Raw genomic sequence first — 21,644 nt, 5'->3', positions numbered from 1 at the left:
GCAGCCGCCCACAAAGGCCCGGAAGTCGACCAAAACCGACAAATCCGACAGGCCGCGGAAGGGTGCTGCCACCATAGCGGGCACGAAGGCCAAGACCGCTGACAAGGTCACGAGTGCGGGCCGCACCTCACGGGTGCGGCCCATGCTCACCAGCCGGGCCGCGATCCTCGCCCTCGTGGTCTGCGTGATCGCGTTGAGCGTGGCCTATCCGCTGCGCGAGTACGTCATGCAACGCGCCGAGATCGCTCAGTTGCAGGACGACCGGGCCCGCATGGAGGCCAACATCGAGGAGTTGGGCGGGCGCGAGGAGGCGTTGAACGACGACGCCTACGTGGAGCGCGAGGCGCGCGCCCGCCTGCACTACCAGTACCCGGACGAGACCGCCTACATCGTCATCCGTCCCGAGTCCGAGGGTGAGGACGAGGATCGGGTCGACCCGTCCGAACCCCGCGCTCCCTGGTTCACCGAACTGTGGCGTTCGGTGGAGGAAGCCGACCGGCCCGACGACGGGCTCTGACCAGGCTCGGTGCCCCGTGCTACCCCGGATCGGGGCCTTTTCCACGGCCGGGTGCGCCTATGCTGGATGTGTCATGACTTCCGCAGATCAGCCCGTTCCGGGGCATACCGATGGTGGTCCCGCCTCTGAGCGCGACCTCGCCGCGATCGAACTCCAGTTGGGTCGCCCGCCTCGCGGGGTCCGCGCCGTCGCGCACCGCTGCCCGTGCGGCCTGCCCGACGTGGTGAGGACCGCCCCCCGCCTGGAGGACGGCACCCCCTTCCCGACGTTGTACTACCTGACCTGCCCGCGCGCCGCCTCGGCGATCGGTCGGTTGGAGGGCGACGGCGCGATGCGCCGGATGCAGGAGCGTCTGGGCGAGGAACCCGACCTCCAGGAGGCCTACACCAAGGCCCACGAGTCCTACGTCGCCGAGCGTTCCGAACAGGCCCGCCTGGATGGTGTCGAGCCGCTTCCCGAGGGCATGCAGAGCACCGGTGGGATGCCCACCAGGGTCAAGTGCCTGCACGCCCTGGTCGGGCACGAGCTGGCCGCACCCGGGACCAACCCCATCGGTGCGGAGGCGCTGGACGAGCTCCCCGACTGGTGGGACCGGGGCCCGTGTGTGTGCGTGGACGAGAACGCCCCCGAGGGCGCTGAAGGGACGGAGGCCTCATGAGCGGTGTCGCCGCGATCGACTGCGGAACCAATTCGATCAGGCTGTTGATCGCCGACGTCGTCTCCCTGGACGGTGACGAGGTCCAGGTGGTCGACGCCGACCGACGCATGGAGATCGTGCGTCTGGGCGAGGGTGTGGACGAGACCGGAGCGTTCTCCGAGAACGCGCTGGAGCGCACCTTCGACGCACTGCGCGGGTACGCGGAGGCGATCGAGGCGCACGGGATCGCGTTGGGTCCGGACACGGTGCGCATGGTCGCCACCAGCGCCACCCGGGACGCGAGCAACCGCCAGGTGTTCGTGGACGGGGTCCGCGAGATCATCGGTGTGGAGCCCGAGGTGGTCACCGGCCTGGAAGAGGCCGAGTTGTCCTTCGTCGGAGCCACGGTCGAGCTGGACGCCGAGGCGGCCGACGGCGAGATCAACGGGGACTTCGCCCCGCCGTTCCTGGTCGTCGACATCGGCGGCGGCTCCACCGAGTTCGTGCTGGGCGGCCTGGACACCGACGACGAGCTGGTCCGGGAGTCCCTGTCGGTGAACGTCGGGTGCGTGCGCATGAGCGAGCGCCACCTGCGCTCGGACCCGCCGACGGCCGAGCAGATCGAGGCGGCCATCGCCGACATCGACGCCACCCTGGACGAGGTGGAGAAGGTCGTCCCGCTGGGCGAGGCCGGTTCGGTCGTGTGCGTGGCCGGGACCGCGACGACGGTCGCCGGGATCTCCCTGGACCTTCCCGAGTACGACTCCGAGCGCATCCACCACACGCGGGTCCTCGCGGGGGACCTGGAGCGCATCACCGGTGACCTGCTGCGTTCCACGCACGCCGAGCGCGCGGAGATCGGGGTCATGCACCCCGGTCGGGTCGACGTCATCGGGGCGGGCGCCCTGGTGCTGTCCCGTGTGCTGGCGCGTACGGGCGCGGACCACTTCACCGCGAGCGAGCACGACATCCTGGACGGGGTGGCCTGGAGTCTCATCGCGCTGGACGAGGGGCCCTGACCGGGACCCGAGTACATCGAGGCGTCACCCCCTGGAAGGGCACTTCGGGTGGAACCGGAGGGACTTTCAGGGGGGTGTGACCCGGGACCTTAGGTGAGACGCATCACCCGTTGGCCCCTTGTGAATGCATTCACAACCCATCTGACCTGCGAAGACATCCCTCGCGCATGCCGCGTGGTGGTGCGAAGGTGGGCGGATGTGAACCTTCCTGCGGATGGCTGCTTGTGAAAGAATGCACAAGCAGCCTCCGCAAGAGTCGAAGGTGGGAAACCACGGCTCGGAGGCCGACCCGGCCGCACATGGCCGGGGAGCCGAAGACCGTGACAGGCTTTGCGGCCCTTGAGGCAAGGGCGCCACAGGAAAAACCGTTAGGGCGGAAATGCGATGACCGAGAGCAGGAACTACCGGCTGGTACACGGCGGCGGGGACGAGGCGGAGATCCCGCACATCCTCATCGTCGGAGGCGGTTACCTCGGGATGTACACCGCGAGGCGGCTGGAGAAGAAGCTGGGGGCCGGTGAGGCGCGCATCACCGTCATCGACCCCAACTCCTACATGACCTACCAGCCGTTCCTGCCCGAGGCGGCCGCCGGCAGCATCTCCCCGCGCAACGTCGTGGTTCCGCTGCGCAAGGTCTTCGACCGGGTCCGCGTCCTCAGTGGCCGAGTCGTGCGCATCGACCACGCCGACAACACGGTCCGCTACGAGCCCAACCTCGGCGAGCCCCAGACGCTGGCCTACGACCACCTGGTCATGGCCGCCGGGGCCGTCTCCCGCACCCTGCCCATCCCCGGGCTCGCGGAGTGGGGCATCGGCATCAAGACCGTCGAAGAGGCCGCCTACCTGCGCAACCACGTCCTCAACCAGCTCGCCATCGCCGACTCCACCGAGGACGAGGACGTGCGCGCCAAGGCGCTCAACTTCGTCTTCGTCGGTGGTGGGTTCGCCGGCGCCGAGGCCATCGCGGAACTGGAGGACATGGTCCGCGACGCCGTGCGCGTGCACCCCTCGATCGAGCAGAGCGAGGTCGACTTCTACCTCATCGAGGCCGCGGACAAGATCCTGCCCGAGGTCGGCCCCGAGGTCGGGGCCAAGGCCCTCAACCAGCTCCGTCGTCGCGACATCGACGTGCGCCTCAGCACGTTCCTGGAGTCCGCGACCGACCAGCACATCAAGCTCAGCGACGGCACCGAGTTCGACGCCGGCACCCTGGTGTGGACCGCGGGCGTCAAGCCCAGCCCGGTCGTGTCCGCCAGCGACCTGCCCCTGGGCCCCAAGGGCCACGTCGACACCACCGAGTACCTGACCGTGCACGGCACCGACAACGTCTTCGCCGGTGGCGACAACGCCCAGGTGCCCGACGGCAACGGCGGTTACTACCCGCCCAACGCCCAGAACGCGGTCCGCCAGGCCCCGGTGCTCGCCGACAACGTCATCGCCACCCTGCGCGGCACCGCCCTGAAGGCCTACAAGCACAAGAACCTCGGCGCCGTCGCAGGTCTGGGTGTGCACAAGGGCGCCGCCCAGCTGTTCGGCAAGATCAAGCTGAACGGCCGGCTGGCCTGGTACGCGCACCGCACCTACCACCTGCTCGCGGTGCCGACCTTCAACCGCAAGCTGCGGGTGCTCGCCGACTGGACGCTCGCGTTCTTCCTGCGCCGCGACTTCGCCGCGCTCCCCGAGATGTCCGAGCCCCGCCAGGCCTTCGAGGCGGCCAGCCGCCCCCAGGTCGAGGACGGTCATCTGCGTCGCGTGAGCTGACATACACGAAGAGAACAGAGAAAACGGCCGGTTCCACGCGGAACCCGGCCGTTTTCTGTCCCCTTCCGGCCAAGCAGAATCAAAGTGGGCAATCGGCCCGGCCGGTAGGATGGGGTCGCCCTCGTAGCCCAATGGTAGAGGCAGGCCCCCTAAAAGGGTCACAAGTGTCGGTTCGAGTCCGACCGAGGGTACTCATGCGTCCGGATCGTGTTGTTCCATGAGCAGTTGGAGCCAGGTGAACAGTCGCTCGCCCGGATCGGACAGGTCGATCCCGCTCACGGAGGCCGCGCGTCGTACCCGGTAGCGCAGCGTGTTCGGGTGGACGTGCAGCCGCTCGGCCGCCGACCGGGCGTCTCCGAAGGCCTCCAGGTAGGCCAGCAACGAGTGCACCAGGTCGGCGCCGCCGGCACGATCGTGCTCGACCAGTCGGCCCACCCGCGGGTCCCGCAGCGACGGGTCCGCGCGCAGGTGCGCCAGGGTCTCGCTGATCAGTACCCGTGAGCGCACGTCGGAGATGGTCGCCACCTCCCAGTCGCTGCCTCCGTCCAGGTCGCGGCCCATGGCGTCCAGGACCCGGTCGGCCTCGGCGCGCGACTCGGGCACGTCGCCCAGCCGTTCCACCAGAGAACCCACCGCCGCCTGCACCCGAAGGCCCAGTGCCGCGCGTGCCGCCACCACGGCCCTGCGGATCAGCGTCACCACGGACTGCTCCACCCCGCGCCACCCCTCACGGCCCCGGGCCAGGTCGGGCAGCAGGACGTACACCCGCCCGCCCAGTTCGGTGACCAGGGAACCGCGCCGGTAGGCCGCGGTGTGCACCGACACCAGGTCGATGAGCTGCCGCCGGTGCAGCTCCCGTTCGGGCCGGTCGGCGCGTTCGCCGGCCCCGCCCTCGACGACCTCCGTCCCCGCGCCGCGGCGCAGTGAGAACGCCACCACCAGCGCCGCCCGGTCGGTGTGCACCTCGACGGTGTCGGCCAGCGCGCTCGCGTCGATCCGCCCCTCCAACAGACTCGACAGCAGGTCCTCGCGCAGCCGTAGCCCGGCGCTGGCCTGGGTGCGCTGGCGGATCATCTGCAAGGCCGTGGTGCGGGCCGCGCCCAAGAGCGCCTCCTCCGCGTGCTCGGCCAGGGGTTCGGTCCCCTCCTGCACCCAGATCGAGCCCAACGGCCGGCGTCCCGCGTGGATGCCCACGGCCAGCCGGCGGCGAATGCCCAGTTCGGGGTGTTCGTCGATGCGCACGACCTCCTCGCCGGAGCGCAGCTTCGCGAACACGCCCCATTCGCGAAGCAGCGCCAGATAGGACTCGGGACCCTGCCGACCCAGCACCGACAGTCTGCGCAGCTCGTCCACCTCGGCGCCGCTGGAGTAGGCCAGCACCCGGCTCGCGGAGTCCTCGACGCTCACCAGGCCGCCGGTGAGGTGCGCGATGGTCTGCGCCATGGAGAACAGGTCGCCGCCCGCCTCCGCCAGGTCCTCGGCCGCGGTCACCCGGGCGTCGTCCACGATGCTTTGACACACCGACTGCAACTGGTCCCATCGCACCTCGGGCCGCACCGTCAACAGCGCGATCCCGGACTCCTGGGCCTCGGTGCGCAGAGCCCGCGCCTCCTCGGCCAGGCGCTGGGAACGTCCCGACCGTTGCTCGGCCGGCGGCAGCACCTCCTGCGGCTGGGCGTGGACGCCGGTCTTAACCGCGACCGCGGTCGCGCCCTGTTCGGCGAGCGTGCGCACCATGCTCCAGGCCCGGGAACCGCGCACCCCGATCAGCAGCACGAGGTCGCCCTCCCGCGCCTCCACGTGATCCTCGGGGTCGAGGATGACGACCTTGTCCACCTGGACATCAAGTCCGTGGGGAGCTGCGGCCACGTCGACCACCGGGTCGCCCAGGGCGAGCAACAGCGCGCGCAGCGCGATCCCAGCGTCGACTTCCCCAACCTGACCTGTCTGAACAGGCATGATGTGATTCCTTCCGAGAGGGCTCCGGCCCATGACACTACTGGGGTCGCCGATGCGCTGTTGGGGTTCGGAGGAGAGCGCAAGTGTCCCGATTTGTTCTACCGGACAAATAAGCCTGGCAAAGAGTGGCCCGGCCCACAAGGTACGGGCGTCCACCATCTGAGACCGTTGAATCAGCCCAACCCTGCTCGTTCAGGGACATTCTTTCCAGGGAGATGCCCATGGACGCCGTGACCAACGTTCCGATGCCGGTGAACGAACCCGTTCTCTCCTACGCTCCGGGGAGCCCCGAGCGCGCCGAGCTCGAAGCCAAGCTCGAAGAGCTCGCCGGTGAGAGCATCGACCTTCCGATGCGCATCAACGGTGAGAGCCGCATGGGCGGTGGTGAGCCCATCGACGTCGTTCAGCCGCACAAGCACGCGTCCGTCCTGGGCACCCTGCGCAACGCCACCCGCGATGACGCCCGCGACGCCGTCGCCGCCGCGAAGGCCGCCGCCCCCGCCTGGCGCGCGATGTCCTTCGACGACCGCGCCGCCATCATCCTGCGCGCCGCCGAACTGCTCGCCGGCCCCTGGCGCGCCACCATCAACGCCGCCACCATGCTCGGCCAGTCGAAGACCGCCCAGCAGGCGGAGATCGACGCGGCCTGTGAGCTCATCGACTTCTGGCGTTTCAACGTCTCCTACGCCCGCGGGCTCATCGAGCAGCAGCCGCTGAGCGTCAAGGGCGTGTGGAACCGGATGGAGCAGCGTCCGCTGGAGGGGTTCGTCTACGCGATCACCCCCTTCAACTTCACCGCCATCGCCGGCAACCTGCCCACCGCTCCCGCCCTGATGGGCAACGTGGTCGTGTGGAAGCCGTCCCCGACCCAGCAGTTCGCCGCCGAGCTGACCATGCGCCTCCTGGAGGAGGCCGGTATGCCCCCGGGCGTCATCAACATGGTCACCGGTGACGGTCTGGCCGTCTCCGACGTCGCCCTCGACGACCCCGAGCTGGCCGGTGTGCACTTCACCGGATCCACCAAGACCTTCCAGCACCTGTGGAAGAGCGTCGGAGAGAACATCTCCAACTACCGCTCCTACCCGCGCATCGTGGGCGAGACCGGTGGCAAGGACTTCATCGTCGCCCACTCCTCCGCCGACCCGGAGGTGCTGCGCACCGCCATCGTTCGCGGCGCGTTCGAGTACCAGGGCCAGAAGTGCTCCGCCGCCTCCCGCGCCTTCGTCGCGCGTTCGGTGTGGGAGAAGATGCGCGACGACCTGATCGCGGAGACCGAGGCCCTGACCATGGGCGACGTCACCGACCTGTCGAACTTCATGGGCGCCGTCATCGACCGCCGCTCCTTCGACAAGCTGGCCAAGGTCCTGGAGGACGCCAAGTCCGACCCGACCCTGAACGTCATCGCCGGCGGCACCGCCGACGACTCGGTCGGCTACTTCGTCCGCCCGACCATCATCGAGGGCACCGACCCGAGCAACGACGTCTTCCGCACCGAGTACTTCGGTCCGGTCATCGCCGTCCACGTCTACGAGGACGATCGGTTCGACGAGATCCTGAAGGTCGTCGACGAGGGTTCGGCCTACGCCCTGACCGGCGCCATCCTGGCCAAGGACCGCGCGGCCGTGGCCAAGGCGACCGAGGCCCTGCGCTTCGCCGCCGGCAACTTCTACGTCAACGACCGCCCGACCGGCTCCATCGTCGGTCAGCAGCCCTTCGGTGGCGGTCGCGCCTCCGGCACCAACGACAAGGCCGGTTCGGCTCAGAACCTGTCCCGTTGGTCCAGCCCGCGCGCCATCAAGGAGACGTTCGTCGCGCCGACGGTCTCCTCCTACCCCCACCAGGGGTAGTGGCTCGGGCGCGCACCCCCTCCCGTCCTGAGGGGGTGCGCGCCCTCTCCGGGATCCCCGCGGTCCCACGCCCCCCGAGGATTCCATCGGTGCGGCCGGATCAGCCGGCCGCGCTTCGTCCGCGCCGACCGACCGGTCCGCGCACGTCTTCTTCGAGGTCACCATGCTTCGCAAATCCCTGCTGCTCGCCGCCCGGTCCGCGACCTGCCGCAAGATCGTCGAGCGCACGCCCATGACCCGGGCCATGGTCACCCGGTTCGTCGCGGGCGCAAGCCAGGAAGAGGCCCTGCCGGCCGTGCACGAGCTGGCCAGGGACCGCTACATCACCTTGGACTTCCTCGGTGAGGACACCACCGACCTGTCCCAGGCCACCGACACGGTCAACGCCTACCAGAACCTGCTCGCCGCCCTCGGTGAGGCCGGGCTGGGCGACCGCGCCGAGGTGTCGGTCAAGCTGTCGGCCGTCGGCCAGTTCCTGAACGCGGACGGCGAGAAGATCGCGCTGGAGAACGCGCGGAAGATCGCCGAGTCCGCCAAGGCGATCGGCACCACGGTCACCCTCGACATGGAGGACCACACCACCGTCGACTCCACGCTGGGCATCCTGCGCGAGCTGCGCGAGGACTTCCCGTTCGTGGGCGCGGTGCTCCAGGCCTACCTGCGCCGTACCGTGGCCGACTGCCGCGACCTGAGCGGCGCCGGTTCCCGGGTGCGTCTGTGCAAGGGCGCCTACGACGAGCCCGAGACCGTGGCCTTCCGCGACAAGCAGGAGGTCGACAAGGCGTACGTGCGGGCCCTGCGCGTCCTCATGGAGGGCGAGGGCTACCCGATGGTGGCCTCGCACGACCCGCGCATGATCGCCATCGCCGGTGAGCTGGCCGCCGCCAACGGCCGCGGCGCGGACGACTACGAGTACCAGATGCTGTACGGCATCCGTGACGCCGAGCAGGTGCGCCTGGCCGCCGAGGGCAAGCGCATGCGCGTGTACGTGCCCTACGGCGACGAGTGGTACGGCTACTACATGCGTCGTCTGGCGGAGCGTCCGGCCAACATGCTGTTCTTCGCGCGTTCCCTGATCACGCGCGGCTGAGCGTGCGCGAAGCACGCGCTCGTGACGACGGCCCGCCTCGACCTCCACCGGTGCGGGCCGTCGCCGTTTCCCAACGGTGATCTACCCTCGGAACCCGAGCAGAGGCCCGTACGTTACTTTGTGGGCAGCAAACCACGCGTGAAAGGCCTTTACTGAACATGCGGATGCGGAGTTCGAACCCCGTCCTCAAGCGGGCGCTACAACAGCAGTCCGGGCCCCAGCAGGGCTACGGGCAGCAGGGCTATGGGCAGCCGGGGTACGGACAGCCGTACCCGCAGCAGGGCTACCCCCAGCAGGGCTACGGTCAGCAGGGTTACCCCCAGCAGGGCTACCCGCAGCAGGCCGCCGGCGACCAGCCGATGACCATCGACGACGTGGTCGTGCGCACGGGCATGACCCTGGGCGCCGTCGCACTCTTCGGTGTCATCAACTACTTCCTCTTCATGAGCAACCCGGGCCTGGGCATGGCGCTCATGTTCGTGGGCATGCTCGGTGGCCTCGTCCTGGGCCTGGTGATCGCGTTCAAGCAGATCACCAACCCGGTCGCGATCCTCAGCTATGCGGCGCTGGAGGGCCTGCTGGTCGGTGGTCTGTCCGCCTTCCTCGGCGCGACCCTCTCGGCCACCCTCAGCGACCCGTCCGCGGGCCCCTCGCTGGTGTCCCAGGCCGTGATCGGTACGGTCGCGGTCTTCGGCGTGATGCTGGCGCTGTACAAGTTCCGGATCATCAAGGTGACCGACGGCTTCGTCAAGGCCGTCTCCTACGCCGTCATGGGTGCCGCCGCCCTGATGCTGGTCAACTTCGTGCTCAGCTTCTTCATCGCCGGTGGCATGGGCCTGCGCGGTCCGACCTGGCTGGGCCTGGGCGTCGGCATCGTGTTCGTCGTGCTGGCCGCTCTGACCCTGGCCATCGAGTTCCGTGGCATCGAGGAGGGCGTCGACGCCGGCATCCCGAACAAGTTCGCCTGGCAGTTCGCCTTCGGTCTGACCGTCTCCCTGGTCTGGCTGTACATCGAGATCCTGCGTCTGCTCTGGATCATCAAGACGATGTTCGCCGATTAGTCATCGGCCACCCCGTACGGATGGGGCCGCCCCGAGCGATGCTTCGGGGCGGCCCTTTCTCGTCTGCTGTTCCCCGGGTCAGGAACCCTCGCGGCGTGGGGCCGGGATGGACCGGTTCCTTCGGCGGCGGTCGTACTCGGTGACGATGGCTTGGGCGTAGCCGTGGGTGAGGTCGTACTCGTCAGCGAGCCAGTGTGACCGGTCCAGGGGGCGCAGCAGGCCCGGTCCCTTGTCGAGCGAGTCGAACCACTCGTGGAGTCCGCGGCCTGTCACGACCGGGATGCGTTCGATGAGTTTTGCGTGGATCTCCGGCGAGTGGACTACCGACATAGGCACCTCCGCAGTGCATTGGGCGTCTGGCACTTACCTGCGACCATGCATCAGGATCACGGTTTGGACAAGGCCTGGTCGCCGGCTTTTACCTTGCCGGAGTGGGAACGTTTCCCCGGAAGTGCTACATGGCCGAACCCGGTGGGGCTTTGGCCCCTTCAGCGCCCTTTCGCAGGGGTCGGGGGACAGGAAGGGCCCCGGACCGAACCGGTCCGGGGCCCGACGGAGAGGACTGCTCAGCTGAGGCGCTCGAAGACGGCCGCCATGCCCTGGCCGCCGCCGACGCACATGGTCTCCAGACCGAACGTCTTGTCGTGGAATCGAAGACCGTTGATCAGGGTGCCGGTGATGCGCGCACCGGTGCTGCCGAACGGGTGACCGACGGCGATGGCGCCACCGTTGACGTTCAGCTGGGAGTCGATGTCGATGCCCAGCTGGTCGGCGGAGGGCAGCACCTGGGCGGCGAAGGCCTCGTTCAACTCGACCAGGTCGATGTCGCCGATGGCCATGTTGGCGCGGGCCAGGGCCTGCTTGGAGGCCTCGACCGGGCCCAGGCCCATGATCTCGGGGCTCAGACCGGTCACACCGGTGGAGACGATCCGGGCCAGCGGGGTCAGACCCAGCTGCTTGGCCTTGGTGTCGCTCATGATGACCAGCGCGGAGGCGCCGTCGTTGAGCGGGCAGGCGTTGCCGGCGGTGACGGTGCCGTCGGGGCGGAACACCGGCTTGAGCTGCGAGACCTTCTCGTAGGTGGTGCCGCGACGGATGCCGTCGTCGGTGGTGGCGACGGTGCCGTCGGGCAGGGTCACCGGGCTGATCTCGCGCTCCCAGAAGCCGTTGTCGATCGACTTCTCGGCGAGGTTCTGTGAGCGGACGGCGAACTCGTCCTGGCGCTGCCGGGAGACGCCGGTGAGCTCGGCGACGTTCTCCGCGGTCTGGCCCATCTCGATGTAGGCGTCGGGAAGGTTCCCGGCCTCACGCGGGTCGGTCCAGGCTCCCTGGCCGCCCTCCTTGCGCTTCTCGGTGCGCGCCTTGGCGTCCGCGAAGAGCGGGTTCTCGTTCTGCGGGTTGTCGCTGCTGCCGTTGACGAACCGGCTGACGGTCTCCACACCGGCGGAGATGAACACGTCGCCCTCGCCCGCCTTGATGGCGTGGTAGGCCATCCGGGTGGTCTGCAAGGAGGAGGAGCAGTAACGGGTGATGGTGGTGCCCGGGACGGTGTCCAGGCCGAGCTGCACGGCCACGACGCGGGCCATGTTGAAGCCCTGGTCACCGCCGGGCAGGCCACAGCCGAGCATGAGGTCGTCGATGCTCTTGGGGTCGAGCTCGGGGACCTTGGCGAGTGCCGCCCCGATGATCTGGGTGGTGAGGTCGTCCGGGCGCATGTCCTTCAGGGAGCCCTTGAAGGCCCGGCCGATCGGAGAGCGCGCGGTGGCGACGATGACTGCTTCGGGCATGTTCCTCGTCCTTGTCATGGGCACGTTGTTACTGACCAGTTAACCCGGCGGGCGTTCCCGCGCGCCATCCGGGGTCGTCGTTCGTGCGTCCTGCGAGTCGGGCTCGTCGCCGTGTTCCCGGGCGGTGGTCCGGGGGCGGAACGGGCCGCGGACGAGGGCGGCCCAACCGAATCGGGAACCGCTCGGTTCGAGGCCGCCGGCCCGCGTGACCTCGGTTCCCGGTGTCTCGGCGGCGACCACGGCCGCGCGTTCGACCGGCAGGACACCTCGGGTGCGTTCGCCCTCGTCGAGCTCGGGCAGCAACCCCAAGGCGGCGCACGCGGACGGCAGGACGGCGAACGCGGCTTGGGCGTACCCGCGAGCTGACGGATGAAAACGGTCCGGCCCGAACATGGAAACGGGATCTGTCCGGAAATCGTCGCTGAGGAGGTCGCTCAGGGAGACGGTGCGACCGCCGACCTCGGTGACCGCGATCGTCTGCGCGGCGGCCAACTGGCGGGAGGCCCGTCGGGCCACCGACCGCAGCGGCCAGCCGATGGAACGCACCGTGCCCAGGTCAGGGCAGGTCGCCACCACCACCGGCGTGCCGAGCTCCCTCAGGTCCCGGGTGACCTCGCGCAGCGACGCGACGGCGTCGTTGGGTCGTACCCGGCGGATGACGTCGTTGGCGCCGATGAACACCACCGCCACGTCGAAGTGACGGTCGGGCCGGCGTGCCCCGGCCCGTTCGAGTTGGCGGTCGAGGTCGGCGGAGGTCGCGCCCGGCTTGGCCGTGCAGCGCAGCCGCACCGGACGATCAGCGGCCGCGGCGAGGCCCGCGGCCAGCATTACGCCGGGTGTCTCGCGCGCCTCCTCCACGGCGAACCCCGCGGCGGTGGAGTCCCCGAGCATCAACAGGCGCAGCGGTGGGCCGTCGCCGTCCCCGTACACGCCGTCGGTACGGGGGCGTCGCCACTTGGTCACGCCGATGGCGTTCTTGGCCAGCTTGGCCTGCAGGTAGAGCAGGGCCACCGTGCCTCCGCCCACGAGTGTGAGTCCACCCCCGCCGAAGGCGGTGGCGGCGGCGATGCGACGGGCTCGTACGGCTCGCAGCATGCGGAAGTCACCCCCGGTGAGTCGGACCCGCCCCACAGGCCGGCGAGCCGGTCATCCACCGACGTTACCGGCGAGGAACCCCGTGGTCACGTAACTCGGCGGCACACAATCCGAGCCCCGGGGCCACCCGTTCGATACGTTCGCGTGGATCGGGACGATCGGTCCGCCTCGGGGCTCCGCGCCAGGTGAAGGGGAGCGAACCCCCGAGAACACGCCCTAGAGTTCAGGTGTGGGGGACCGGAACGGTCCCACCCGCCTCGGACGTCACCGGGGATTGCGATACAGGCGGGCCGAAGACCCGGTCGCCACTATGCGAAGGAGCAAAGTTGCGGGTACACGACTCACTCATCGACCTGGTCGGGGACACCCCGTTGGTTCGTCTGCGGAAGGTCACCGAGGGGCTGGCCCCGACGATCCTGGCGAAGGTCGAGTACTTCAACCCGGGTGGATCGGTCAAGGACCGCATCGCACTGCGTATGGTCGAGGCCGCCGAGAAGAGCGGTGCCCTCAAGCCGGGCGGCACGATCGTGGAGCCCACCTCGGGCAACACCGGCATCGGCCTGGCCCTGGTCGCCCAGGAGAAGGGCTACCGCTGCGTCTTCGTCTGCCCGGACAAGGTCGGACCGGACAAGTTGTCGGTGCTGCGGGCGTACGGCGCGGAGGTCGTGGTCTGCCCGACCACGGTCGCGCCGGAGCACCCCGAGTCCTACTACTCGGTCTCGGACCGGTTGGCCCAGGAGATCCCGAACGCCTGGAAGCCCAACCAGTACGAGAACGAGAACAACCCCGCCTCGCACTACGAGTCCACGGGTCCGGAGATCTGGGACCAGACCGAGGGCCGCATCACGCACTTCGTGGCGGGCATCGGCACCGGCGGAACCATCAGTGGCACCGGTCGGTACCTCAAGGAGGCCTCCGAGGGACAGGTACAGGTCATCGGCGCCGACCCCGAGGGTTCGGTCTACTCGGGTGGTAGCGGCCGTCCCTACCTGGTCGAAGGCGTGGGCGAGGACATCTGGCCCGGCACCTACGACACGGCGATCTGCGACGAGATCGTGGCGATCAGCGACAAGGACTCGTTCCTGATGACCCGCCGCCTGGCCAAGGAGGAGGGCCTGTTGGTGGGCGGTTCCTGCGGGCTGGCCGTGGAGGCGGCGCTGCGGGTGGCCGAGACGGCCGGGCCGGACGACGTCATCGTCGTGCTGCTGCCGGACGGCGGCCGCGGCTACCTCGGCAAGATCTTCAACGACGAGTGGATGTCCGACTACGGCTTCCTGTCCGCGGAGACCGAGGAGGCCACCGCGGGCAAGGTGCTGGCCGACAAGGAGGGCGAGATGCCCGACTTCGTGCACAGCCACCCGGACGAGACCGTCGGCACCGCCGTGGCGATCATGCGCGAGTACGGCGTCTCCCAGCTGCCGGTGATGAAGGAGGAGCCGCCGGTCATGGCGGCCGAGGTCGTGGGCTCCATCGCCGAACGCGACCTGCTGGACGCTCTCTTCGACGGCCGCGCCGACCTGGACGACCTGGTGGAGACCCACATGGGCAAGCCGCTGTCCACGGTCGGCACCGGCACCCCGGTGAGCGACTGCGTGCGACTGCTGCGCAGGTCGGGCGCCCTGGTGGTGCTGCGCGACGGCAAGCCGGTGGGGATTCTCACCCGCCAGGACCTGCTGGCGCACCTTTCGGGCTGATCTCGGACGCCTTCGTGCACCGGGTCCCGAACCTTGTTCGGGGCCCGGTGTTCACATACCGGTCAGGGTGCCGCATACTCGGACACTGCTAATGTTCGCATTGGTATTTACTGGCCGGTAATAAGTGGGTGCACCCGTGTCGCGGCTCCTCAACTGGATCATCCGTTCCGTCTGGACGTACGCACGCACCCACGGTGAGATCCGTGCGGAGTCCAAGGCCGCCCGCAGGTTCGCCCGCTTCGGCAGTGGTTCCGCCATCGCCTTTCCCATCGCCACCCTGTACGGCGAACCCTGGATCGAGATCGGGGTGCACACCGTCCTGGGCGGCGACATCACCCTGGCCGCCGGGATGGGACCCGACTACGACCTCGGTGAGGGTTCCGTCGTGCGCATCGGATCCGGATGCGCCATCGGCCGTGGCTCGCACGTGGTCGCCCACCGGTCCGTCGACATCGGCGACCACGTCTACACCGGGCCCTACGTCTACATCACCGACCAGAACCACTCCTACGCCAACACCGACATCCCCGTCGGCCTGCAGTGGCCGGTGGACGACCCGGTGAGCATCGGCGCCGGGAGCTGGCTGGGCGCGAACTCCGTCATCCTGCCGGGCGTGCACCTGGGCCGGAACTCGGTGGTCGCCGCCGGCACGGTGGTCCGCCCCGGTACCTACCCCGACCACGCCGTCATCGCCGGGATCCCCGGGAAGGTCGTGCGCAGCCACGACCCCGGCCTGGGCTGGGACCCGCCGCTGCGCAGCACCGGGACCCCCCCCCGAGTTCCCACCCCGGTGACCGGACTGCCGCCCGAGACGTCCACCGAACCGCCGGAGCCGGGATCGCCCACCTGCTTCCCGCCGGCCTGAGGGTGCCGCTTCCCCCTCAAGGTCCCGCTTCCCCCTCAAAGTCCGGAGTGTGAGACCTCCCAGTTGACAGAGGGTCCCGCACGGAGCACGGGCACTAGTGTTGGCCCCATGAAGTTCGATGGGTTTGAAACGCTGGCCATCCACGCGGGGCAGGAGCCGGACGCCGGCACCGGCGCCGTGGTGGTGCCGATCTACCAGACGAGTACCTACGCCCAGGACGGCGTCGGCGGGATGCGGCAGGGATACGAGTACTCCCGCACCGCCAACCCCACGCGCACCGCACTGGAGGAGTGCCTCGCCGCCCTGGAGGCCGGGTCGCGCGGGCTCGCCTTCGCTTCCGGCATGGCCGCCGAGGACACCCTGCTGCGCGCGGTGCTCTCCCCGGGCGACCACGTCATCATCCCCGGTGACGCCTACGGGGGCACCTTCCGCCTGATCTCCAAGGTGGTCGAGCGCTGGGGCGTCAGCTGGGACGCGGTCGACCAGACGGACATCGACGCGGTGCGGGCCGCCATGCGCCCCAACACCAAGGTCGTGTGGACGGAGACGCCCACCAACCCGTTGCTGGGCATCACCGACATCGAGACGGTCGCCCAGATCGCGCACGACGGCGGTGCGCTGTACGTCGTGGACAACACGTTCGCCTCGCCCTACCTGCAGCGGCCGCTCACGCTGGGCGCGGACGTGGTCGTGCACTCCACCACCAAGTACATCGGTGGCCACTCCGACGTGGTCGGGGGAGCGCTGGTCGTGGCCGACGCCGAGTTGGGCGAGCGGCTGGCTTTCCACCAGAACACCATGGGAGCTATTCCGGGCCCCTTCGACTCCTGGCTGACGCTTCGCGGCGCCAAGACCCTGGGGGTGCGGATGGACCGTCACAGCGAGAACGCCGAGCGCGTCGTGGCCGCCCTGGAGGGCCATTCCGCGGTGCGGCGTGTGTACTACCCGGGCCTGGAGGCGCACCCGGGGCACAAGATCGCCGAGCGGCAGATGCGTTCCTTCGGTGGGATGGTCTCCTTCGCTCTGCGCGACGGGGAGAAGGCGGCACTGGAGCTGTGTGAGCGGACCAAGGTCTTCACGCTCGGGGAGTCCCTGGGCGGGGTCGAGTCCCTCATCGAGCACCCGGGGCGGATGACCCACGCCTCGACGGCCGGTTCACCGCTGGAGGTCCCGGCGGATCTGGTGCGGATCTCCGTGGGCATCGAGTCCGGGGATGACCTGGTCGCCGATCTGTTGCAGGCGTTGGAGGGCTGATCCCTCTGGGGCCCGCGCGGCGCTGCCGCGCGGGTTCCCCGGCGTCGTTGCCGGGCCCGTCGCGACGTTCTTCGGCCTTGCGGTCGTCACTTCGACCCACGTGGTCGGGGCGGGTGTGAGTGCGGTCGTGGGGGAGGCTCCGGGAGGGAGCCCTGCGGGCGTCATGGCCCTGGGGTGATCACCGGCCGCGGTTCTTTCCGTGGTCAGGCCGCGGTGGGCGTGCGGTCCTGGGTGGGAAGGTTCGCGGTGCCGGTGGTGGCCTCGTCGCGGAAGCGCAGGCCGCAGACGACTCGTCCGGTGTAGGACAGGGCGCTGTCGTTGTCGTCGTCCCGCAGGGAGCGGTAGCGGCCCCGGCTGTCCTGACGGCGGATGCCGATGGAGATGGCCAGGAAGAAGCCGACCGCGAGGCCGAGGAGGATCAGGCCGACGAAGGTCAAAACGATGAACGTGGTTTCCACAGCGGTTCTCCTAAGGGATGTGGAGAGTCTTTCTGCTATCCGGTCGGCCCCCCTGTGAGGCGAGGGGGCGTTGGCTGTGTTCTCAAGGTGTGAAGGCTTTCCCTCTTGGTGTTCGGTGCCGTTGGTCGGTGTGTGGTCGGTGGGGCTCGGGTGTCTCCCGGTTTCGCCCGGCCGCGTGGCCGAGAGGGGGATCCACCGTGTACTCCGGGTGGCCTTCAACTAATATGGGTGCAACGGAACCGGTTGGACTTGTTCGGCTGGTGTAGCTCTCAGCTTGTTGGTACAGGTTGTGTTGTTGGTCTTTTACCCCTAGAGGGCGGACTTATGCGGGCAGAAAGCCGATATCGACAGATCGCTCGAACTCTGCGCAGGGAGATCCAGGAGGGAAGCCTGCCTCCGGGCGGTCAACTACCCTCCGAGAAGCAGATGGAGGAGCGCTTCGAGGCCTCCCGCAATACCATCCGTCTCGCCTTGGGCATGTTGCGCAACCAGGGCCTCATCGTGAGCAGACCCGGACGCGGCCACTACGTGCAGGACGTCGTCCCCGAGATCTTCTACGCCACCCGCAGCCGCGGGGGCCCCGGCGGGTTCAACGAACCCAACCTCGCCGGCCTGACCCTGGAGGAGCTCCAACTCCTCAGCGCCAACTCCGACATCGCCCCCCGGCTACGCGTTCCGGAGGGCACCATGACGGTCGTCCGTCGCCTGCACCGCTTCGCCGGCGATCGGTCGGGCTCCATCAGTTCGGCGTTCTACCCCATGGACCTCGTCGAGGGCACCCCGCTCATGCTGCCCGAGGACGTGGAGAGCGCCCTGGAGGTCCTCATGGAACACGGGCACCGCCAGGTCGGCTACGTGGACGAACTGGAGACCCGGATGCCCACCCCCCAGGAGGCGAGCCAACTGGAGCTCACACCCGGGGTGCCCGTCCTGGAGGTCCACCGCACCGACTACTCCGAGGACCGTCCCATCCGGTTGGTGCACACTGTGTACGCGGGGAACAGCATCCGCTACCAGTACGAGCACGGCGACCTCAACGCCTACCACCGGGACTGATGCATCGCATGAGCACACCGAAGAAGACGCTGGTCGCCGACCACCTGCGCGAGGCCCTCGCCAGAGGCGACTACGAGCCGGGTGAACGACTACCCGGCGAGGAGGATCTCGCCGACGACCTCGGGGTCTCGCGCGCCACCGCGCGCTTGGGCATGCGCATCCTCCAGGACGAGGGCCGCATCGACATCATGCCCGGCCGCGGTGCCTTCGTCGCCGACCACCAGCCGTTCCTCCACCTGGCCACCCCGGTCTCCGGCGGCAGCGACTCCGAACGCTTTCAGGCCGGCTACCAGCCCCGACTGCTTCAGGCCGGCTACCACGACATCGACGAGAAGATCAAGGTCAGCCTGGACACCATGCGGCCCAAGGTGGCCAAACGGCTGCGCCCCCAGAACGACGACGGGCAACAACACGGCGGTCTCGTCGTGATCCGTTCCTCGGACCGTTTCGTCGACGGAAGCCTCTGGCAGTCCCAGATCACCTACTTCCCGTTCGCGATCGCCGGCGGCACCGCGCTGATGTCCCCCGAACCCTTGGAGGGCGGAGCGACCGCCGTCATGCGCGACCTGGGCTTCCGTGAGGACTGGAACTGGGACATCGTGGGCGCGCGCATGCCCTCACCGGACGAGGCCGAGGCCTTCGGGTTGGGTCCCGGCATCCCGCTGTTGGTGCAGGAACGCTCCGCCTACGACGGGGAACGACCGCTGCGCTTCACCGAGACGCTCATGCCCGCCAACCGCCACCAGATGCTGTACTCGGGCGGCGACGCACCCGAGGAGCTCCTGCTCATGGCCTCGGACGTCAACATCTTCGAGCGCTGACCCCACGGGATCCCCGACCCGGGCCCGGCCGGTTCAGCCCTCCCCGTCGAGGTAGCGCCCGACCACCAGGGGTCCCAGGACCTCGGCGTCGGCGTCCACCACGCGCACCCCGCGCCGCCGCTCCAACAACCCCCGGAAGGCGCGCAGCCGGGGATCGTCGGCCAGTAGGAAGAACGTCAGCTCCGCCCCCTCGGCCAACGCCGCGTCCAGCTCGGCCGTGGTGACCCCCACCGTGCGCGGAGTGGGCGGCCAGGCGAACCGAGCGTCGCCGTCCTCGCCCAAGTGCGCCGTGGGCTCTCCGTCGGTGACCACCATGATCACGGGCCGCAGTCCCCGGTGCCGCCGCAGATGGGCGCGGGCCAGGTGCAGCGCGTGCTGGAGGTTGGTGCCGGGCACCCGACGCCAGTCGTGTTCGACCAGCTCCGCCGGGGTCATCTCCCGGGCCCGGTCGCCGAACCCGATCACCAGCATCCGGTCCTCGGCCCGCCGGGTGCGCACGAGGGTGTGCAGAGCCAGGGCCGTGCGGGTGGCGGCCTCGTGCAGGCCCCGTGTGGTCATCGAATGGGAGAGGTCGACCAACAGGCACACCACCGCCGCACCGGTCGGTTCGGTCTCCGCGTAGCGCAGGTCGTCCGTCCGCAGGGGCGTCCCGTTCACCCCCGCGAGGTCTCCCTCGGCGGCACGGCGCACCATCGCCGCGCGCAGGGTGGACAGCGGATCCAGGGGACGATCGAGGCCGTCGTGCGGCACACTCGCGCCGGTCGGTTCCCCGGCGTGCCCGGAACCGCCGCGATGGTCTCCACCCCGTACGCTCGGCGCCGCCTCGATCTCGGCCAGCGCCACCTCGCCCAACCGGCGCAGCTCGCGCGGCGTCAACCCGTGGTCGGCCTCGTCCCACCGGTCCAGGCGTTCACGGCCCTCCGAACCCAGCAGACCGCCTAGCGCCACGGTGTCCACCTCCTCCACGGCGGACCGTTCCCCGGCCCCGTAGCGTCCCAGCGCCTCCTCCGCGGCGGACAGCAGCGCCGCCTCCGCTTCGGAGGACTCCCGATCGGAGAGCGCGTCGGTGATCAGCGCGCGCAGCTCACCGGCGGCGCGCACCGCCTCACGCGGCGGTGGTCCCTCATCGGCCAACGGGTCGGGTCCGCCCATGTAGGCCCGGTAACGAAACCTCACACCACACGCCCTCTCAGAACCGGTACACGCCACCGTCGGGCGCGGTGTCCTTGGACAGTCGTCGTTCCAGGTACAGACCCTCCAACGCGAACTCCACCACCGCCGCGGCCAGCCCCGGGGTGGGTGGTCCGTCCACGTCCTCGGGGGCGGCCCGCGCGATCAGCCCGGCCAGCCCCGGTACCGTCCCCACCCGGCGCAGCAGTTCGGCGGCGCCCACCAGGTCACCGCTCTCCACCGTGCCGCCACCGGCGAAACGGTCGCCCAACGGTTCCAGGTCGGCCTCGCCCAGCCGGGCCCGGAAGGTCTCCGCGACGGCGCGGCGCAGCAGCGTCTCCAGGATCGAGGACTCACGGCCCTCCATGCCGGTCTCGAATTCCACCTTGCCCAGGAGGGGTTCGGCCACCCCCACCAGGTCGCAGACCCGCGCCACCGGCACCTCCTCCCCGGTCAGCGCCGCGCGGCGCAGGGCGGAGGCCGCCACGGTCTCGGCGGCGGCCACGGTCAACCGCACCGACACCCCCGACCGCTGGTCCACCCGATTGGAGCCGCGTACCAGACGGGCGAACCGGGCCACCGTCTCCAACAGGTGCGAGGGCACGACCGTGCCCTCGGGCAGCTCCGCCTCCTGTCGCAACAGCGCCAACTCGTGGTCGAGGTCGGGCGGGTAGTGGGTGCGCACCTGGGCGCCGAAACGGTCCTTGAGCGGGGTGACGATCCGCCCCCGGCTCGTGTAGTCCTCCGGGTTGGCACTGGCCACCAGCACCAAATCCAGGGGCAGCCGCAGACTGTATCCGCGCACCTGAAGGTCGCGTTCCTCCAACACGTTGAACAGCGCCACCTGGACCCGCGCCGGCAGGTCGGGCAGCTCGTTGACGCAGAAGATCCCTCGGTTGGCGCGTGGCAGCAGTCCGTAGTGGATCGTCTCCGGGTCGCCGAGGGAGCGGCCCTCGGCCAGCCGGGCGGGGTCGACGTCACCGACCAGTTCGGCCGTGCCGGTGTCGGGGGTCGCCAACTTCTCGCCGTAGCGCTCGTCCCGGTGCCGCCATCGAACGGGGAGATCGTCCCCTTCCGTCGTGGACCGGCGCGCACAGGACGGACAGGTCGGCGCGTAGGGGTGACAGCCGATCGGGCAGTCCGTCACCGTGGGTGACCATTCGTCGAGCAGTCCCGCCACCGTGCGGATCAGGCGGGTCTTGCCCTGCCCGCGTTCCCCGAGCAGCACCACGTCGTGACCGGCGATGAGCGCCCGTTCCAGCTGGGGCAGCACCGTGTGGTCGAACCCGTGCACCCCCGGGAAACGGGGCAGCCCGGCGCCCATGCGGGCCAGGAGGTTTTCTCGGAGTTCGGCCGCGGTGGAACGGTGGACATGGCCGGATTCGCGCAGTGCGCCGAGGGTGTGCGCGTACCCGCCGGGCTGTGGTGAGGCATAGGTCACGGCAAGCAGTGTAGGCCCGGGAGAGTTTGAGGGGCCAGATGCAGGAAAGCCCCTGGGAGTACGAATGGAAGAATGGGACCGTAAGGTTCCCATGGCCGGTGTCGTGGCCGGC

19 protein-coding genes and 1 tRNA gene are annotated in these 21,644 nt (G+C 69.6%); 13 read left to right on the top strand and 7 right to left on the bottom strand.

Going from position 1 to position 21,644, the window contains the following annotated elements:
* The first annotated feature begins 142 nt into the window (after nt 1-142).
* The 5 genes from BQ8420_RS01065 to BQ8420_RS01045 all read left to right on the top strand — a co-directional run bounded on the left by BQ8420_RS01065 (nt 143) and on the right by BQ8420_RS01045 (nt 4,125).
* On the top strand, nt 143-517 hold the full coding sequence (locus BQ8420_RS01065; protein ID WP_087095901.1) for a septum formation initiator family protein: 375 nt from the start codon (nt 143-145) through the stop codon (nt 515-517).
* A 73-nt stretch (nt 518-590) separates the two neighbouring features.
* A complete protein-coding gene (locus tag BQ8420_RS01060) occupies nt 591-1,175 on the top strand; it encodes a DUF501 domain-containing protein (RefSeq protein ID WP_087095900.1) in 585 nt (194 codons plus the stop codon).
* On the top strand, nt 1,172-2,173 hold the full coding sequence (locus BQ8420_RS01055) for a Ppx/GppA phosphatase family protein (protein ID WP_087095899.1): 1,002 nt from the start codon (nt 1,172-1,174) through the stop codon (nt 2,171-2,173). Before BQ8420_RS01060 ends, BQ8420_RS01055 begins: the two co-directional genes overlap by 4 nt.
* Before the next feature lie 384 nt (nt 2,174-2,557).
* Nucleotides 2,558-3,934: an NAD(P)/FAD-dependent oxidoreductase gene (locus BQ8420_RS01050; RefSeq protein WP_087095898.1), complete on the top strand. Its 1,377-nt coding sequence runs from the start codon at nt 2,558-2,560 to the stop codon at nt 3,932-3,934.
* Nucleotides 3,935-4,051: 117 nt separating this feature from the next.
* Nucleotides 4,052-4,125 (top strand) — tRNA-Leu (locus BQ8420_RS01045).
* Nucleotide 4,126: 1 nt separating this feature from the next.
* Here BQ8420_RS01045 and BQ8420_RS01040 read toward each other — a convergent pair.
* Nucleotides 4,127-5,893 (bottom strand): CdaR family transcriptional regulator, encoded by a 1,767-nt coding sequence (locus BQ8420_RS01040; protein ID WP_087095897.1) that lies wholly within the window; start codon nt 5,891-5,893, stop codon nt 4,127-4,129.
* Nucleotides 5,894-6,114: 221 nt separating this feature from the next.
* Here BQ8420_RS01040 and pruA point away from each other — a divergent pair, with 221 nt between their 5' ends.
* The 3 genes from pruA to BQ8420_RS01025 all read left to right on the top strand — a co-directional run bounded on the left by pruA (nt 6,115) and on the right by BQ8420_RS01025 (nt 9,891).
* A complete protein-coding gene (pruA, locus tag BQ8420_RS01035; protein WP_087095896.1) occupies nt 6,115-7,740 on the top strand; it encodes an L-glutamate gamma-semialdehyde dehydrogenase in 1,626 nt (541 codons plus the stop codon).
* Nucleotides 7,741-7,903: 163 nt separating this feature from the next.
* Nucleotides 7,904-8,830: a proline dehydrogenase family protein gene (locus tag BQ8420_RS01030; protein ID WP_087095895.1), complete on the top strand. Its 927-nt coding sequence runs from the start codon at nt 7,904-7,906 to the stop codon at nt 8,828-8,830.
* A 158-nt stretch (nt 8,831-8,988) separates the two neighbouring features.
* Complete coding sequence (locus tag BQ8420_RS01025) at nt 8,989-9,891, top strand: Bax inhibitor-1/YccA family protein (protein ID WP_087095894.1); 903 nt, start codon at nt 8,989-8,991, stop codon at nt 9,889-9,891.
* A gap of 78 nt (nt 9,892-9,969) precedes the next feature.
* Here BQ8420_RS01025 and BQ8420_RS01020 read toward each other — a convergent pair whose 3' ends face one another.
* The 3 genes from BQ8420_RS01020 to BQ8420_RS01010 all read right to left on the bottom strand — a co-directional run bounded on the left by BQ8420_RS01020 (nt 9,970) and on the right by BQ8420_RS01010 (nt 12,773).
* Nucleotides 9,970-10,221: a DUF4287 domain-containing protein gene (locus BQ8420_RS01020; protein WP_087095893.1), complete on the bottom strand. Its 252-nt coding sequence runs from the start codon at nt 10,219-10,221 to the stop codon at nt 9,970-9,972.
* A gap of 236 nt (nt 10,222-10,457) precedes the next feature.
* Complete coding sequence (locus BQ8420_RS01015) at nt 10,458-11,678, bottom strand: acetyl-CoA C-acetyltransferase (RefSeq protein ID WP_087095892.1); 1,221 nt, start codon at nt 11,676-11,678, stop codon at nt 10,458-10,460.
* A gap of 39 nt (nt 11,679-11,717) precedes the next feature.
* Nucleotides 11,718-12,773: an SGNH/GDSL hydrolase family protein gene (locus BQ8420_RS01010; RefSeq protein ID WP_087095926.1), complete on the bottom strand. Its 1,056-nt coding sequence runs from the start codon at nt 12,771-12,773 to the stop codon at nt 11,718-11,720.
* A 326-nt stretch (nt 12,774-13,099) separates the two neighbouring features.
* Between BQ8420_RS01010 and BQ8420_RS01005 the strand changes: the two genes are divergently transcribed.
* The 3 genes from BQ8420_RS01005 (at nt 13,100) to BQ8420_RS00995 (ending at nt 16,586) form a co-directional block, all read left to right on the top strand.
* Complete coding sequence (locus tag BQ8420_RS01005; protein ID WP_087095891.1) at nt 13,100-14,467, top strand: cystathionine beta-synthase; 1,368 nt, start codon at nt 13,100-13,102, stop codon at nt 14,465-14,467.
* 136 nt (nt 14,468-14,603) lie between these two features.
* A complete protein-coding gene (locus BQ8420_RS01000; RefSeq protein WP_087095890.1) occupies nt 14,604-15,332 on the top strand; it encodes an acyltransferase in 729 nt (242 codons plus the stop codon).
* Nucleotides 15,333-15,440: 108 nt separating this feature from the next.
* A complete protein-coding gene (locus tag BQ8420_RS00995) occupies nt 15,441-16,586 on the top strand; it encodes a cystathionine gamma-synthase (RefSeq protein WP_087095889.1) in 1,146 nt (381 codons plus the stop codon).
* 203 nt (nt 16,587-16,789) lie between these two features.
* Here the strand turns inward: BQ8420_RS00995 and BQ8420_RS00990 are convergent, their stop codons facing one another.
* Nucleotides 16,790-17,044: a hypothetical protein gene (locus tag BQ8420_RS00990; protein ID WP_087095888.1), complete on the bottom strand. Its 255-nt coding sequence runs from the start codon at nt 17,042-17,044 to the stop codon at nt 16,790-16,792.
* Between the two features lie 324 nt (nt 17,045-17,368).
* On the opposite strand from BQ8420_RS00990, the gene BQ8420_RS00985 reads away from it, so the two are divergent.
* Together BQ8420_RS00985 and BQ8420_RS00980 are read left to right on the top strand one after the other, a co-directional pair.
* Nucleotides 17,369-18,100 (top strand): GntR family transcriptional regulator, encoded by a 732-nt coding sequence (locus BQ8420_RS00985; protein ID WP_087095887.1) that lies wholly within the window; start codon nt 17,369-17,371, stop codon nt 18,098-18,100.
* Nucleotides 18,101-18,108: 8 nt separating this feature from the next.
* Entirely contained in the window at nt 18,109-18,921 is an 813-nt protein-coding gene (locus BQ8420_RS00980; RefSeq protein WP_087095925.1) for a GntR family transcriptional regulator, read from the top strand.
* A gap of 33 nt (nt 18,922-18,954) precedes the next feature.
* On the opposite strand, the gene BQ8420_RS00975 is transcribed toward BQ8420_RS00980, so the two are convergent.
* Nucleotides 18,955-20,097 (bottom strand): VWA domain-containing protein, encoded by a 1,143-nt coding sequence (locus tag BQ8420_RS00975; protein WP_087095886.1) that lies wholly within the window; start codon nt 20,095-20,097, stop codon nt 18,955-18,957.
* A 13-nt stretch (nt 20,098-20,110) separates the two neighbouring features.
* On the bottom strand, nt 20,111-21,625 hold the full coding sequence (locus BQ8420_RS00970; protein WP_087095885.1) for a sigma 54-interacting transcriptional regulator: 1,515 nt from the start codon (nt 21,623-21,625) through the stop codon (nt 20,111-20,113).
* Nucleotides 21,626-21,644: the final 19 nt, after the last annotated feature.

Origin of the sequence: Nocardiopsis sp. JB363, from assembly GCF_900143625.1 — a bacterium.
Classification (GTDB): Bacteria; Actinomycetota; Actinomycetes; order Streptosporangiales; family Streptosporangiaceae; genus Nocardiopsis.
Note: the sequence above shows the minus strand (reverse complement) of the source record. Positions and strands in the feature narration are given on the sequence as shown.